The 15,136-nt window shown below is 59.1% G+C and carries 14 protein-coding genes; 1 reads left to right on the forward strand and 13 read right to left on the reverse strand.

Annotated features, from left to right (window positions below):
* Positions 1–33 precede the first annotated feature (33 nt).
* Both CS903_RS03370 and hflX read right to left on the reverse strand, forming a co-directional pair.
* Positions 34–984, reverse strand: a complete 951-nt coding sequence (locus CS903_RS03370; protein WP_099332267.1) for an L-lactate dehydrogenase — start codon at positions 982–984, stop codon at positions 34–36.
* Positions 985–1,056: 72 nt separating this feature from the next.
* Entirely contained in the window at positions 1,057–2,604 is a 1,548-nt protein-coding gene (gene hflX, locus CS903_RS03375) for a GTPase HflX (RefSeq protein ID WP_099332129.1), read from the reverse strand.
* 58 nt (positions 2,605–2,662) lie between these two features.
* Between hflX and CS903_RS03380 the strand changes: the two genes are divergently transcribed.
* Positions 2,663–3,286 (forward strand): class I SAM-dependent methyltransferase, encoded by a 624-nt coding sequence (locus tag CS903_RS03380; protein ID WP_099332130.1) that lies wholly within the window; start codon positions 2,663–2,665, stop codon positions 3,284–3,286.
* Between the two features lie 3 nt (positions 3,287–3,289).
* Here CS903_RS03380 and miaA read toward each other — a convergent pair whose 3' ends face one another.
* From miaA to CS903_RS03435, 11 genes are all read right to left on the reverse strand, one after another.
* A complete protein-coding gene (gene miaA / locus CS903_RS03385) occupies positions 3,290–4,213 on the reverse strand; it encodes a tRNA (adenosine(37)-N6)-dimethylallyltransferase MiaA (protein ID WP_099332131.1) in 924 nt (307 codons plus the stop codon).
* A gap of 9 nt (positions 4,214–4,222) precedes the next feature.
* Positions 4,223–5,740: a tRNA (N6-isopentenyl adenosine(37)-C2)-methylthiotransferase MiaB gene (gene miaB / locus CS903_RS03390; RefSeq protein WP_277984863.1), complete on the reverse strand. Its 1,518-nt coding sequence runs from the start codon at positions 5,738–5,740 to the stop codon at positions 4,223–4,225.
* Between the two features lie 43 nt (positions 5,741–5,783).
* Positions 5,784–6,272 (reverse strand): CinA family protein, encoded by a 489-nt coding sequence (locus CS903_RS03395; protein ID WP_099332132.1) that lies wholly within the window; start codon positions 6,270–6,272, stop codon positions 5,784–5,786.
* The gene (locus tag CS903_RS03400; protein WP_099332133.1) at positions 6,266–6,793 is read right to left on the reverse strand and encodes a regulatory protein RecX; all 528 of its coding nucleotides are present in this window, start codon (positions 6,791–6,793) and stop codon (positions 6,266–6,268) included. Before CS903_RS03400 ends, CS903_RS03395 begins: the two co-directional genes overlap by 7 nt.
* Positions 6,774–7,850, reverse strand: coding sequence for a recombinase RecA (gene recA, locus CS903_RS03405; RefSeq protein WP_099332134.1), 1,077 nt, complete (start codon positions 7,848–7,850; stop codon positions 6,774–6,776). The genes CS903_RS03400 and recA overlap by 20 nt, the downstream gene beginning before the upstream one ends.
* Positions 7,851–8,069: 219 nt before the next feature.
* Positions 8,070–8,291 carry a DUF3046 domain-containing protein gene (locus CS903_RS03410; protein ID WP_099332135.1) on the reverse strand — a complete coding sequence of 74 codons (222 nt, stop codon included), beginning with the start codon at positions 8,289–8,291 and terminating at the stop codon, positions 8,070–8,072.
* Positions 8,288–8,608 carry a helix-turn-helix domain-containing protein gene (locus CS903_RS03415; protein WP_099332136.1) on the reverse strand — a complete coding sequence of 107 codons (321 nt, stop codon included), beginning with the start codon at positions 8,606–8,608 and terminating at the stop codon, positions 8,288–8,290. The genes CS903_RS03410 and CS903_RS03415 overlap by 4 nt, the downstream gene beginning before the upstream one ends.
* Before the next feature lie 191 nt (positions 8,609–8,799).
* Positions 8,800–9,414: a CDP-diacylglycerol--glycerol-3-phosphate 3-phosphatidyltransferase gene (pgsA, locus tag CS903_RS03420; protein ID WP_099332137.1), complete on the reverse strand. Its 615-nt coding sequence runs from the start codon at positions 9,412–9,414 to the stop codon at positions 8,800–8,802.
* Positions 9,415–9,454: 40 nt separating this feature from the next.
* Entirely contained in the window at positions 9,455–12,301 is a 2,847-nt protein-coding gene (locus tag CS903_RS03425) for an FtsK/SpoIIIE family DNA translocase (RefSeq protein ID WP_099332138.1), read from the reverse strand.
* 58 nt (positions 12,302–12,359) lie between these two features.
* Positions 12,360–13,331, reverse strand: coding sequence for a PfkB family carbohydrate kinase (locus CS903_RS03430; protein ID WP_164996657.1), 972 nt, complete (start codon positions 13,329–13,331; stop codon positions 12,360–12,362).
* Positions 13,332–13,432: 101 nt separating this feature from the next.
* A complete protein-coding gene (locus tag CS903_RS03435; RefSeq protein WP_099332140.1) occupies positions 13,433–15,124 on the reverse strand; it encodes a ribonuclease J in 1,692 nt (563 codons plus the stop codon).
* Positions 15,125–15,136: the final 12 nt, after the last annotated feature.

Below are 15,136 nucleotides of genomic sequence, written 5' to 3' on the forward strand. Positions count from 1 at the left end.
TCAAAGCGTGATTCGAGGCCCTCCCACTTAGTCTTAGAAGCCCAGGGACTTGGCAACTGCCTTGATCTGTGTGGCCGACTTCTGCATTCCTGCAAACTCGTGACCGGACATCGGAGGAACCAGGGTCCGCCCGGCACCATTGCGGGTCACAACTGTCGGGGCCGACATGCAAACGTCGCTGATCCCGGCCCAGTCCTCAAGGAGACTAGAGATTGTCATTACGCGGTGTTCATCGCGCAGCACGGACGTCGCAATGGCTGTGGAGGCAAGTCCGATAGCGAAGTTGGTCGCTCCCTTACCCTCAATGATCTCATAGGCCGAGTTGACGACATCATGGGCAATCCGGTCCTTCAACTCATCATCGAAGGGCCTTCCGGTCAGGGTTTTGCCCCACTCTTGAACCGGAACGTTACCAATCTCAGCTGAAGACCACAGCGCCACCTCAGAGTCACCGTGTTCGCCCGCGATCATCGCGTGGATCGACTTGGATGAAATACCGGTCTCCTGAGAAATCAGGTACCGTAACCTAGAGGTATCGAGGACGGTTCCCGATCCAAAAACCTGGTTGCGGGGCAGACCCGAAATCTTCAACGCAGCATAGGTGACTACGTCAACCGGGTTGGTAACAAACATGTAGATGGCATCAGGAGAAACCTCAACCATCTGCGGCACCAGGGTCTTCATTAGTTCAACAGTTGACTTAGCAAGTTCAAGTCGGGACTGGCCGGGCTTTTGCTTCGCCCCTGCCGTTACAACGACAATATCCGAACCCTTAAGAATATTGATGTCATCCGACCCCTCAACAGTTCCGGTCGGCGTGAACTGGATACCATGGGCGATATCCAGCGCATCTGCCCGAACCTTGGGACCATTGATATCAAACAGTGCTACAGATCGGGCTACCCCGGAGATGGCTGCCGAGTAGGCGACAGCGGTACCTACCGCGCCTGCGCCGACGACAGTAAGCTTTGACGGACGTCCCATTGCCTTCGGGCTGCTTGACTTTTCTGCCACCGATTCTCCTTTGGTATGAGGCGGAAACCTTCGTTGCCTAGTCTAGTCGTTGATGCCTACCTCACGAAGTCTCGCCGCCAAATCACCGGGGACTCTTCCGACCAGACGCACACCCTCATCGGTCCACTCCTCGACCTCGACCTCACCCACATCGTGAGCGCGGCTTAGGAGCCCGGCATTTTTGAAGGGAACCAGGACGTCCACCTCAACTTCGGGGCGCGGTAGAAGGCGGGCAATCGCCTCTTTTAACTCAGGAATGCCCTCACCCGTAGCGGCGGAGACCTCCATCGCATCGGGGTATAGGGCTCGCAACCGCGCCAGCTCCGTCGGTGAAGCCATGTCAATCTTGTTCAAAACCATGAGCTGACGCGAACGATCATAGTTGTCAACACTGTCGAGAACCTCGTTGACGGCATCGACCTGCGAGGCAGGATCTGTGTGGGAGGCGTCAACCACGTGGAGGACGAGGTCGGCCTCGCCCACCTCTTCGAGCGTGGAGCGAAATGCCTCCACCAACTGGGTTGGAAGGCGACGTACGAAACCTACTGTGTCTGTGATCGTGTACTCACGACCGTCCTCAGTTTGCACCCTGCGCACAGTGGGGTCCAGGGTCGCAAACAACGCATCAGCCACAAGGATGTTGGCTCCTGAAAGTGCATTGAGCAAGGTCGATTTCCCGGCGTTGGTGTACCCGGCGATTGCAACCGAAGGAACCTCGCCGCGACGTCGAGACTGGCGCCTCGTGGCACGACCCGGGGCCATCTTCTTGATCTGCTGACGCAACTTTGCCATGCGGGTATTGATTTTTCGGCGGTCTAGTTCGATCTTCGTCTCACCCGGCCCACGCGAACCGATTCCCTCACCACCGGCCACACGACCACCAGCCTGCCGAGACATCGACTCACCCCAGCCGCGCAGGCGGGGAAGCAGGTACTCGAGTTGCGCCAGCTCCACCTGTGCCTTGCCCTCTCGGGACTGAGCATGCTGGGCAAAAATATCAAGGATAACCGCGGTTCGGTCAACAACCTTGACCCCGATGGTATCCTCTAAACCACGTCGCTGGGAAGGGGCCAGGTCACCGTCAACTACAACCGTGTCCGAGCCGGTTTCAATCACCATTTCCTTCAGCTCGGCAGCCTTGCCCTTCCCCAGGTAGGTTGCCGGATCTGGCTTATCACGTCGCTGAAGGAGAGCTGCCGTAACCGTGGCACCCGCAGTTCCAGCGAGGGCGGCTAGTTCTCGCAGAGACTCCTCTGCCTGCTGAGCCGTTCCCTCGAGACGTAGTCCAACCAGGACCACTCGCTCAAGACGGACCTGGCGATACTCCACCTCTTGAATATCAACCAACTCGGTGGAAGCAGCCAGGTGGGCTGCGCGGCCCGTTGACTCCCGCTCCAGCCAATCCTCATGGTGGGAACCCGTGAGCCCCAGGTTGAGGACATCGACTTCTCCAGAGACTTCCGCGTTGGCAGAGGCAACGAAATCCCCCGCCTCTTCACGCGCTAGGACACGGGCCGCGATGGCCTCTGCCCGCGAAACTTCACTTCGTTGATCTGAGCCGCTAAAGTTCCCTGTGTCCTGTGCATTCATTCTCTGATGCTAGTACAGGGTTCCGTGACACCGACTGCAACAACGGTAATCTTGACCCGTGAGTGAACACTATTTCTCCCCCCAGGCAGACACCGACCCCGATGACCTTGGCAAGCTGCACCCCGTCCGCGTCAATGCCAGGGGCCGCGAGCTAAAGCTTCTGGCCTCCGATCGGGTCTTTTCGGCAACCCACCTCGACCTCGGCACTGAACAGCTCCTCAAGAAAGCTCCGGCTCTACCTGCATCCGGAACATTCCTCGACCTCGGCTGCGGCTGGGGCCCCGTCGCGATCACAATGGCTCTGGAAGCCCCAGACGCGACGGTTTGGGGCGTGGATGTCAACGCCAAGGCACTTGCTCTGACCAAGTTAAACGCGAAGAAGCAGGGACTGAAGAACGTCCTCGCACTTGATGCCCCGACAGCACTTCAGGACGCGCGGGATAACAAAGTTCGTTTTGATGTCATCTGGTCGAACCCTCCGATCAGGATCGGGAAGCCGGGTCTTCGGGCCTTGCTGACAGACTGGCTCAACCTTCTTGCAGAGGACGGGGTTGCCTACCTGGTTGTGAACCGCCACCTCGGTGCAGACAGCCTGGCGGACTGGCTTCGAGGCCAGGGCTTTGAGGTTGAGCGCCTGGCTTCGCGCAAGGGATTTCGCATCCTCTCGGTTACCGTAAGTTAGTGCTTAGCCCAGTGCTGCAAGGGCGCGCTCTAGCACCGTCCCCTTACCGGTCGCATCAACATCAATCCACCTGATGCGTGGATCCCTTCGGAACCACTTCATTTGCTTTCGCGCCAACTGGCGTGTGGCAATGAAGGTAGATTTCACTCCCTCTGCCTCACTCATTCGCCCCTCTAGAACCGCTATGGCTTGGGCATAGCCGGTGGCCCTTCGAGCCGTGGTTCCTTCACGGAGCCCCTCGGCTACCAGTCGCTCTACCTCACTGACCAGGCCCTCGCGAAACATAGTTTCAGCTCGCCTCTCAATACGCGGATCGAGGAAGTCCCTGTGGGCGCGAAGCCCAATCTGAACCGATGGATGCGAGTAGGTGTAACGAGGAAGCGACGCGGTGTAGGGCCTTCCTGTAATGGCTATGACCTCGAGAGCGCGTACCAGTCGCCGACCATTGGAATCACCAATGGTCTGCGCAGCCTCAGGATCAAGGTCGAGCAGCCGGCGGTGCAACTCACGACTGCCAAGCTCATCAAGTTCCGCTTCAAGAGAGCTGCGGGTTGCACTGTCCGTTGGAGGAAACTGCATGTCATCGAGAAGAGCACGCAGGTAGAGACCCGAGCCGCCAACAACAATGGCTTGCCGTCCGCGGCCCTTAATCTCATCCAGGAGCGCATGCCCCTGCTCCTGGTAGGTCGCCACCGAAGCATCCTCAGTGACGTCGAGAACATCGAGAAGATGGTGGGTGTAGCCGCGGCGCTGATCTAGCGGTAGCTTGGCCGTCCCGATGTTCATGCCACGGTAAAACTGCATGGCATCCGCATTGATGATCTCTACCCGCTCGGGCCCCCCGAGCACATCGGCGAGGTCAAGGGCGAGATCAGATTTGCCAGTAGCGGTCGGTCCAACAACGGCAATGGTCTGCTGATGTCCCACTGGCCCCCACTAACCCCTGCGTAGGACAGGTATGCCGAGTGCGACCCCTGAGGGCTCGGGCTCGCTGGTGGCCTGTCGCTTCAGCCAGGCATCCCCTGCCCTGGTGCTTCGAACGGAGAAAAGGCCACCGGCTTCGAGACCACTATCGGCCAGAAGGTGGTGCGGCGCTCCGTGGGTCACACCCACCTCTACAAGGTCACCTGGACGGGGAGCCTCCACTCCTGTAGGAACCGCAAAGTGGACCAGTCTGCCGTCCCTGCTTCGTCCCGAAAGCCTGCGTGTAGCGTCCTGTTTACGTCCCTCCCCCTCGGCTACCAGCACCTCTACCCTGGAGCCAACCAGAGCCATGTTCTCTTCGGTGGAGATTCGGTTCTGCAGATCAACCAGACGGTTGTAACGGTCGGCCATTACATCGTTCGGAACCATGTCAGTGCGGGCAGCAGCTGGAGTACCGGGGCGCGGAGAATACTGGAACGTGAAGGCTGAGGCAAACCTCGACTCTTCAACCACATCGAGCGTGCGCTGGAAGTCCTCCTCTGTCTCTCCTGGGAAACCCACGATGATATCCGTGGTGATGGCGGCACTTGGAATAGCCTCGCGGACCTCGCGAAGGATCCGGTTGAACCGCTCTGAACGATAGGAGCGCCGCATCTCTTTCAGGATGCGATCAGAACCTGATTGAAGTGGCATATGCAAGCTGGGCATAACGGTCGGAGTTTCAGCCATGGCATCGATGACATCGGACGTGAATGCTGCCGGATGTGGCGATGTGAACCGCAGTCTCTCAAGCCCGGGTGTCTGACCAACCTGACGGAGCAGGTTCGCAAACGCCCCGCGATCTCGGAATGAAGCCCCATACGAGTTGACGTTCTGGCCCAGCAACGTCACTTCGATAGCCCCCTCAGAGACTACCGCCGCTACCTCATCGAGTACTTCCTGTGGCAGTCGATCCCTTTCTCGACCACGCAGGCGCGGCACTATGCAGAAGGTGCAGGTGTTGTTGCAACCCACTGAAATTGATACCCATGCCGCGTAAACAGACTCCCGTACCGATGGGAGCGTGGAGGGAAAGACCTTGAGTGATTCCTCAATCTCAACCGCGGCTTCGTGGTTGTGCTCGGCACGACGCAGAAGCGCTGGCAGAACATCAAGATTGTGCGTGCCAAACACGGCGTCGACCCAGGGGGCCTGCTGGACAATCCCCTCCCGCATCTGCTGGGCCAAGCATCCACCCACGGCGATTTGCATTCCGGGACGTTCCCGTTTCACGGAAGCAAGCTGCCCCAGGTTTCCGAAAAGCTTGGTGGCGGCATTCTCACGAACCGAGCATGTGTTGATCACAACCACATCAGCACCACCGTCGCCGGCGATTGTGGCACGCTCCGCTGCCTCTGGAACACTTTCAACCGGCACCAAACCCGCGTCTTCTAGCAGTCCCGCCAAACGCTCTGAGTCATGCTGGTTCATCTGGCAGCCCAGGGTGCGAACCAGGTAGGTCCGAGGGCGCGTCTCTATCGTCTTACTCACAGCACACCAGCCTAGTCGGCGTCTAGTCCCTACCAAACAAGGACTACCGGCCCGGGGTTGTGATCTCTTGCTGCACCGCCCTTTTCAGCAACGCAAGTGCGGCTTCAATGGCCTGGTGGCGAACCTGGGAGCGACTTCCTGAGAACATGTGCTTTTCGACGAGCGTCGTAGTTGGACCCACCACGCCTACGAAAACCAGGCCCTGCGGGCCATCCGGACTGTCACCCGGACCGGCAACACCAGTGGTGGAGATCCCAAAGTCTGAGGCGCACAAGCTACGAACCCCTTGCGCCATCTGGTTGGCCACCTCAGCGCAGACCGGGCCCCGGGCCTGAAGAAGCGATCGGTCAACCCCAAGAATGTCCGCCTTGAGATCAGTCGCATAGGCGACCACTCCCCCGAGCAGGACAGAGCTGATCCCCGGCGTATCAACCAGGGTGGCACACAGCGCGCCTCCCGTGAGCGACTCTGCCGTGGCTATCGTCCAGCCCTGTTCAGTCAGTACTTGAAGCAGGTGGCTCTGATCTACCATGGCTCACTCATTCCCTCGGCTGCCTCTTCTGCCTCGGCGCTTAGCGCACCACAAACGGCGAAAGCAGTCTGGGTTGAGAATCCGCGTCGTGCTAGGAACCCCACCAACCGCCTCTGCCACACCTCTTTGGAGAGACTGGCGATCTTGCTTGGAGTGGTGTGCTTCCGAGCCGCCTCTAAAGCCCTTGAAAACTCTTCTTCGCTATCGATCTGATCGACAAGAGGACGCCAAATCTGCGGGTCAATACCTCGCTTTTGCATCTGTCTGGTGAGGCCACCGCGTCCCAATCCCGAGTAGGACCGAAGAATTGACTGGGCAAAGCGTTCATCATTTATGTAGTCATAGCCAACCAGTCGTTCAACCGTCTCTTTGACCGTGGCGTCATCAAAGCCCCTGCCCGCAAGCTTGTGCCCTAGTTCGGCCGCCGAGTGGTCCCGGATCCCAAGAATGCGCAGAGCAGCGTCCATTGCATCCTTGGGATCAACCTTTTTCGAGGAGCTTTCACTCTTCGATGGAGGCATCGTTTACCACCGCTTCGGCCTCAGCAACGGGCTGACCAATTCCAAGTTCAGCGAGAATCTTGCCCTCAATCTCATCGGCTAGATCAGGGTTATCCACTAGGAACTGACGGACATTCTCCTTGCCCTGTCCCAGTTGATCCTTGTCGTATGTGAACCAGGATCCAGACTTACGGACGATTCCGGCTTCGACCCCCATGTCGATGATCGAACCCTCGCGGGAGACACCCTTGCCATAAATGATGTCAAACTCTGCCTGCTTGAACGGCGGAGCCATCTTGTTCTTAACGATCTTGGCCCTGGTTCGGTTACCAACCGGCGCACCGGCTTCCTTAAGCGTCTCAATTCTGCGCACGTCAATACGAACCGAAGAGTAAAACTTGAGTGCCTTACCGCCCGTAGTCGTCTCAGGAGAACCGAAGAAGACACCGATCTTTTCACGCAGCTGGTTGATAAAGATGGCGGTGGTCCCAGTGGCTGAAAGAGCGCCCGTAATCTTGCGGAGCGCCTGGCTCATAAGGCGAGCCTGCAGTCCGACGTGGGAGTCACCCATCTCCCCCTCAATCTCTGCCTTAGGTACCAGCGCAGCGACCGAGTCGACGACGATGATGTCAATACCACCCGAGCGGATCAGCATGTCGGTAATCTCAAGCGCCTGCTCACCCGTGTCTGGCTGAGAAACCAGGAGGTTATCGGTGTCTACACCAAGTGCGCGGGCATAGATCGGGTCGAGAGCGTGTTCCGCGTCGATGAAAGCAGCGTTACCACCTGCCCTTTGAGCGCTGGCAACCGCATGGAGGGCTACCGTTGTCTTACCTGATGACTCAGGTCCGTAGATCTCTACCACCCGGCCGCGAGGGAGTCCGCCGATTCCGAGAGCAACGTCAAGGGCGAGAGAACCAGTGGGAATCACCTTGACAGGGGGACGGGTATCGTCCCCCAGGCGCATGACAGAACCCTTACCGAACTGTCGGTCGATCTGACTAAGTGCGAGATCTAGGGCTTTGGCCCGATCTGTCCCCGGAGCCGCAACCGTCTTGGGGTTTGAAACACGCGCCATAATTGCTCCTTCTTCAGCAGCCTCTCCGGCTGATTCACCTTCTGGCTTCGATTCAACAGACCCTCTCCGGATTCTGCTGAGGTAACACTATGTCCAGCCACCGACATAATCAGAACGCCCCCAGTTCCCTGTGGAAACTGCCGGGCACGCCTACCTGCGGATAACTCTACTCGAACATCCGTTCGATTGGAAAGCTGACACGCATAATACTCGCCAGGTCTAGCGTCTCTTCTGGGGACGACGGTGAACCCAAAGATCCTCCTCGCCCCGCCCCGTCTCAGCAATGAGCGCGTTCCACACCACATCGACCTTGATGTGCTTTTCCAAGGCTTCCCTGGCGGTCATCGCCAGCGTGGGAAGGTAGAGGTCATACACGAGTGAACGCCCTAGGGCCGGTCCGTAAACCTGCTCTAGGGCGTTCCAAAACTCAGATTGGTTCACCTGTTGGTAACCAGGGAACCAGCCAGAAGATCATCTGGCACGGTATCCGGAACGGCTGCTGTATCAAGCACCATCATGCGATCCGCAACTTCACGCAGCACGAACCACAGGGGCACCCCCAGGGCCGTGCAGATCGACTCTAGTAGCTCAGAAGAGGCTTCCTTCTGACCACGTTCAACCTCACTGAGATAGCCCAGCGAGACCTGCGCCTGCGAAGAAACCTCCCGCAGAGTGCGCCCCTGAAGATTACGGAGCGAACGCAAAACATCACCGAGCTCACTTCGCAGCAACGGTGACCTTACAGATGTCATTTTCATCATCTCTCCACTGTACCTCGGCTTAGCGGTCTGACGTGAAGCCTGTCCACGATGACCCGCGGGAACTGAACGTGACATCACATTCCCTGCGCCCACCGGACGACGTAGCTGGTTCGTTGTCTTCATGCCATATATAACGCCAGAGACAACCAACTTATTGCGTAATCTGCCTCACAAACACCGGGGGACGGCTATGCTTCGTCGCCCTTCTGCAAGTTCAAAGCATGTACCGACACCAGAAGGTACTGGATGCCCGACCACACCGTCACGATCAGAGCGGCAAGCATTACGACCCAAATCAGGATCAGTACCAACTGCGCCACGAGATGGCTCACGAAAGAACCCCACGGAATGATCAATAGCATGATCAGGAACATCTGCAGAACCGTCTTCAGCTTGCCACCAGAGGAGGCCGCTACGACGGTCCCCCGCCTGCGCAAGACCTCTCGCAGAACGGTGATCCCCAACTCTCGAACCGCCACAATAATCGTGAACCACCAGGGCAGGTCCGAAAGGATAGATAGCGCGACAAAGGCGCCGAGAGTCAGGAACTTATCGGCCAGTGGATCAGCCAGCTTGCCGAAGTTCGTGATGATCTTATACTTGCGGGCAATCTGTCCATCAAGATGATCGGTGTAAGCCGCAACAGCAAACACCAGGGCCGCCCACCAGCGTGACGAAGTGGTGTTTTCAAGTAGCAGCCAGAGGAACACGGGCACCATGAGAATGCGCAGAACGGTGAGGGCATTGGGCAGGTTCAATGTCGGTGAGTTCTGCTGCCCGGTCTTCTTACCGTTATCGCCCATCACGGACTCCCTACTAATTGCTTGGCCCCCATCATCTTCATCATGATAGATCACCGGTCCCGCTGAACTGGGGCGAGATGCGAATCGGTCGCGTGGGTGCTTCGTCACGAAGAACCCGGGTCGCATCCTCATCCCCCCACCTCGGAGTCAGTTCAGGACCGCCAAGAAACTGGGTAGCTGGGCCATCTTCAGTGGGTTCGTCGTAGTCTTCCTCAGACTCTTCCCCAACCGCAGGCACCTGTGGGACTGCTGGGGCAGATGGCATCTGTGAGACCTCGCCGCGAAGAAGTGCAAGTACCGAAGGCAGTTCTTCCGGTTCAACCAGGACCTCGCGCGCCTTCGAGCCCTGGGAGGGGCCTACTATCTCCCGTGACTCAAGTAGATCCATCAGCCTCCCGGCCCGTGCAAAACCAATCCTGAGCTTGCGCTGCAGCATCGATGTTGAACCGAGCTGTGTGTTTATGACAAGCTCGGCAGCTGCGAGCAAATCATTGAGGTCGGAGCCGATGTCTTCCGCTACCTTGGCCCCGCTGGGAGCAGCAATGACACTCTCATCGTACTCAGGATCCGCCTGGTTACGACAGTACTCAACGGCTGCCTCAATCTCATCCTCATCAACCCATGCCCCCTGGACACGGAGGGGCTTTGCGGCCCCGGCAGGAAGGTACAGGGCGTCACCCTGACCGATGAGTTTCTCCGCTCCCGGCTGGTCCAGAATAACCCTGGAGTCCGCCAGCGCCGACGTTGCAAATGCCAGACGGGAAGGCACGTTTGCCTTGATGAGCCCGGTGACCACATCCACGGATGGCCGCTGCGTCGCCAGAACCAGGTGGATGCCGGCAGCACGTGCCAGCTGGGTGATGCGCTGAACCGAAGACTCAACATCACGCGGTGCAATCATCATCAGATCCGCCAGCTCATCAACTACCACCAGCAGGTAGGGATAGGGCTTGAGTTTGCGCTTGGATCCAGGAGGGGGACTGACCTTACCCTCACGGATCGCAGCATTGAAGTCGTCAACATGTTTGAAGCCGTACTCAGCGAGGTCGTCGTAGCGCGCATCCATTTCACGCACCACCCACTCCAGGGCCTCAGAGGCCTTCTTCGGATTGGTAATGATGGGTGTAACGAGGTGCGGGACGCCCTCGTAAATCGACAGTTCCACCCGCTTGGGGTCAATCAGAATCATCTTCACCTGGTCGGGTGTCGCCCTCATCAGGATCGAAACGATCATGGAGTTAATGAACGATGACTTACCAGAACCTGTCTGGCCCGCAACGAGCAGGTGGGGAGTCTTTGCGAGGTTGGTGACCACATAGCCGCCTTCAACGTCCTTACCGACGCCAACAAGAAGCGGGTGCTGATTCTTCTGGGCCTTGCCGCAGCGCAAAACATCTCCGAGGACGACGGTCTCACGGTCGGTGTTGGGGATCTCTACCCCAATGGCGGACTTACCGGGAATCGGGGCCAGGATCCGCACATCTGCACTGGCAACTGCATAGGAAATGTTGCCGGCGAGGGCGGTGATCCGGTCTACCTTCACACCCGGCCCGAGGGTCACCTCATAGCGCGTCACCGTGGGACCCCGCGAGAAGCCCGAAACATACGCGTCCACGTTGAACTCTTCGAGTACCCCCTGGAGGGTGGCGATAACGAGGTCGTTCGCCTCCGAGCGTGCCTTGTGGGGGACTCCCCGCTTCAGCAGTCCGGGTTCCGGCAGCCGGTATAGACGAGTCGGCGCATGAGCGGAAAACTCTTCCTCCAACACGACGGGTTCACGTGGCTCCTCAGGAATCACGTGAGGCACGAAGGCCACCGTCGCCTCTTCGTCGGGGGTCGGGGCACTCTGCGCGTAAGTTGGCGGCGGTGAGACCTTGGCGGGCGCCTCGGGTTCCGGCGTCCACACCGAAGACTCATCCTCATCGAAGCTGGCACTCACCCTCGTCAGCTCTTCGGAGGCTTCCACCTCATCTATGGGTGCAAAGGGATCGAAAGAATCACGTTGAACGCGAGCGACTTCCGCCTCTAGGTCATACGGGGCAACGGTCTCTCGGCGCACTGGCGCTACCTGCTTGCGCACCCTGGTTACCGGCGCCACCCGGTGTTCGTTGAGCCAGGCATCGTCTTCCGTTGCCAGGGCCACAGCGTCTTCGACCTCGACCTCATCGTCCCCGGCGGACTTTCGTCGTGCGATGACTTCCCACAGGGCACGGAGCTTGGGCCACGCCTCTCTAAGTGGCGTCTTACTCCCGAGGAGAAGGGAGTACAGGAAGAGCAGGAAGAGCAGGATTCCGGCGCCGACGGGCGACACCAAACTGGCTGTTGGAGACGCGAAGAACCAGCCGATGATGCCCCCGGCAGACTCAATGGCAGCAAAGTCAGAAAAGGCTGGGTTTCCGCTGAACAGCTGTGCCAACCCTGTCACGGATGCGATCACACCGACTGTTCCGGCGGCCCGGTAGGGCAGCATGTCGATGTTGCGGCGGCGCCTGAACAGAGCCACCCCCCAGAGCAGCAGGACAACGGGGACAACCACCGCGAAGAGGCCGACTGCACCCGCCACGGTGTGGTGGATGGCTTCGCTGAGGGCGCCCGCAACACCAAACCATTCGCGCAGTGCAACGATGACTGCAAAGGCCACCAGGATGAAACCGAGTGCGTCCCGTTTCATCTGGGGCTCAATTGCCCGCCAGGATGATGCCAGACCAGACCCCATGCGGCGTAAGGCGCCCGGGGTCCGTTCACGCTCATCCTCTTCAGGTTCAGCGTGAACGACGCGAGGAACCCGAGCGTCCCTGGCACCCTTGTCTTTGGTGCCGCCGCTCTTCGCTGGTTCGCCACCGCCCCGAGAGGAGGCGGTAGGACGTGTTTTCCGTGCTGTAGCCATAACAAATCGACGTTACAAGAGCTCTGTCAACATGACCGAGTGCCGCGCCGTTCACCGCCTATTCTTGGCGAAGGGGAAAGGTAGCTTCCGCCTCAACTTCCAGGGCATCCCTGGCATCTCCCGTGGCCAGGACAATATCCACAGCATCGCTTGAAGGCAGAGGGAACGCAGTGGCATGACTGATCTCAATGGCAGCGGCAGCATTGGCCCGCCGACAGGCGTCCACCAGTGAGTCACCTCGAAGCAGCGACGCACACATCACCGCGACGTGCGTGTCACCCACTCCCGTTGTGTCAACGGGACGTGCTGTCATTGCGGGGATAGTCTTCCGCTTCTTCCCCGCATCCTCGATGACCTCGCAGCCAAGCGGCCCCATCCGGCGCACAACTCCCACCGTGGGTTTGACGACCCCCTGGAACCACTCTGCTGTCACATACGGCTTCAGCAGCGCGTTAAGCAGTGCGGCCTCACGAATGTTGATGGTGAGAACATCGGCGCGTGCCAGTACCTCGAGCCACACTTCCGTGGGCACCAGAGCCACTGCTGGGGAGGCCGCCACCACGAGACGCACTCCCTCAGGAAGATCCTTTACCCACTTGACTATGGCTGTCGCCCCAGAAGCCGAAACTAAGTCGGCCCCACTCACGTGGACGAGGTCGCCGTCCTCAAGGGGGATCTGATCTAAGAGCTCCCTTGTCGGCTCTGCTTCGACCCCGGGGGCAACCACCTGGGCCATCTTGCCGTCGCTCTCGACCATTGTCACCGCCACCCCGATATCCCCGACAAACGCGGTATCAAAGGTTTCGATCCCCGATGCCATGAGGCTACGCCGGATCGAGTGGGAGTTCGGACCCGTGCCCAGCGGCGAGGCCAGGAACGTCCTCACCCCCTGGCGGCGAGCCCCCTCGGCAATGATGAACCCACCCCCCGGCGAAGAAACAGCCGAACTGGCCCGAACCTGATCCCCCTCAGACGGTACCTGCTGAACATTAAGGGTCACCGCAAGGTGAACGGCTGAGGTTGAGACCAACTTTCCCTCCGCCTTGAGCGGAGGGCCCGCGACCGGTCGACGCAGGGACCCCGAAAACTGATTGCCCTTATCGTCAACGAATCCATAGGGTCCTGCTGGTCTCACTGCTGAACCACAATCGGAACGATGACGGGGCGACGACGCAGGCGCCTTGAAACCCAGCGACCCAGGGTACGGCGAAGCGTCTGCTGCAACCTGTGGGTGGAGACGTTTCCGGGAGCTGCTGCGTCACGAAGGGCCTTGGCAAGCTCGGGACGAATCTCATCAAAGATCTCGTCCTCCTCTGCTACCCCGACCGCGCGAACCACCGGGTCCGAAAGCACCATCCCCGAATCCTTGTCGACTACCGCATAAACCGTGATCAGGCCCTCGGAGCCGAGAACGACGCGTTCGGCCAACTCATCTTCGGAAAGATCCCCGATCGATGAACCATCGACGTAAATCAGTTCGTTCGGGACCACTCCCGCCACGTGGGTCTTGCCGTTTTTCAGGTCTATCACCACGCCGCCCTCTGCGAGGACGACATTCTGGGGATCAACCCCGGTTTTCACCGCTAGCTGGCCGTTGGCTACCAGGTGGCGAATCTCGCCGTGGACGGGCAGGACGTTCTTCGGCTTGATGATGTTGTAGCAGTAGAGCAGCTCTCCGGCGGAGGCATGCCCCGAAACGTGCACCTTGGCGTTGCCCTGGTGCACCACCTTTGCACCGAGACCCGTGAGATCGTTGATGACGCGGTAGATCGAACTCTCGTTACCCGGGATCAGGCTGGAGGCAAACACCACGGTGTCACCGGGACCGACTTCGATGGAGTTGTGGTCACCACGCGCAATGCGTCCGAGGGCGGCCATGGGCTCGCCCTGCGAACCCGTCACCATGTAGACGCGATCGCGCCTCGGCAGGCTGTTGACTTCACTGAGGGGAGCCACGACGTTCTCGCCGGTATCCAGGTACTCAAGTTCGTCGGCGATCCGCATGTTGCGTTCCATGGAACGGCCGACGAAAGCCACCTTCCGCCCCGTTTTCTCGGCAGCCTGAAGGACCTGCTGAACACGGTGAATATGTGAGGCAAATGAGGCCACGATGATGGCCCCCGGTGTCCCCTCAAACGCCTTTTCAAGTGCCGGCCCAATCTCGACCTCGGAGGTGACGAAACCCGGAACCTCAGCGTTGGTGGAATCGACCAGGAAGAGGTCCACCCCCTCTTCACCGAACCTGGCGAAGGAACGAAGGTCCGTGAGGCGCCCATCGATGGGGAGTTGATCCATTTTGAAGTCGCCGGTGGCGAGGACGGTTCCTGCGGCCGTGCGGACAAAGATTGCCAGGGCGTCAGGAATAGAGTGGTTTACCGCCACAAACTCAGCTGAGAAGGGCGCAAGTTGAACCACATCGCCCTCACTCACCACGTGGAGGTGCTTGGTCGGCAGCCTGTGTTCCTGCAGTTTTGCTTCCACCAGGGCCAGCGTGAGGCGAGAACCATAGATGGGAATATCGGGACGTAGCTTCAAAAGGTAGGGGACAGCACCGATGTGGTCTTCATGACCGTGTGTGAGGAGGAGACCGACGACATCATCAAGACGATCGGCAATGTAGCCGAAGTCCGGAAGGATAAGGTCGACGCCCGGCTGATGGTCCGAAGGGAAGAGGACTCCGCAGTCAATCAGTAGCAGCTTGTCTTTGGTTTCAAGTACGGTCATGTTCCGGCCGACTTCGCCGAGTCCCCCCAGCGGCACCACCCTGAGGGTGTGCTTACCTACCGGACCTGGCTCAGAAAGATGCTTGTAAAGGTTGTTCATGACACCAGCATG

The sequence above is a fragment of the Actinomyces minihominis genome (assembly GCF_900187855.1).
GTDB lineage: Bacteria > Actinomycetota > Actinomycetes > Actinomycetales > Actinomycetaceae > Scrofimicrobium > Scrofimicrobium minihominis.

What these genes read in the sequence shown, in the direction of transcription:
- CS903_RS03370 (WP_099332267.1), bottom strand. Translation starts at nt 984, where the DNA reads ATGGGACGTCCGTCAAAGCTTACTGTCGTCGGCGCAGGCGCGGTAGGT.
- hflX (WP_099332129.1), bottom strand. Translation starts at nt 2,604, where the DNA reads ATGAATGCACAGGACACAGGGAACTTTAGCGGCTCAGATCAACGAAGT.
- CS903_RS03395 (WP_099332132.1), bottom strand. Translation starts at nt 6,272, where the DNA reads ATGGTAGATCAGAGCCACCTGCTTCAAGTACTGACTGAACAGGGCTGG.
- CS903_RS03400 (WP_099332133.1), bottom strand. Translation starts at nt 6,793, where the DNA reads ATGCCTCCATCGAAGAGTGAAAGCTCCTCGAAAAAGGTTGATCCCAAG.
- recA (WP_099332134.1), bottom strand. Translation starts at nt 7,850, where the DNA reads ATGGCGCGTGTTTCAAACCCCAAGACGGTTGCGGCTCCGGGGACAGAT.
- CS903_RS03415 (WP_099332136.1), bottom strand. Translation starts at nt 8,608, where the DNA reads ATGAAAATGACATCTGTAAGGTCACCGTTGCTGCGAAGTGAGCTCGGT.
- pgsA (WP_099332137.1), bottom strand. Translation starts at nt 9,414, where the DNA reads ATGGGCGATAACGGTAAGAAGACCGGGCAGCAGAACTCACCGACATTG.
- CS903_RS03425 (WP_099332138.1), bottom strand. Translation starts at nt 12,301, where the DNA reads ATGGCTACAGCACGGAAAACACGTCCTACCGCCTCCTCTCGGGGCGGT.
- CS903_RS03435 (WP_099332140.1), bottom strand. Translation starts at nt 15,124, where the DNA reads ATGAACAACCTTTACAAGCATCTTTCTGAGCCAGGTCCGGTAGGTAAG.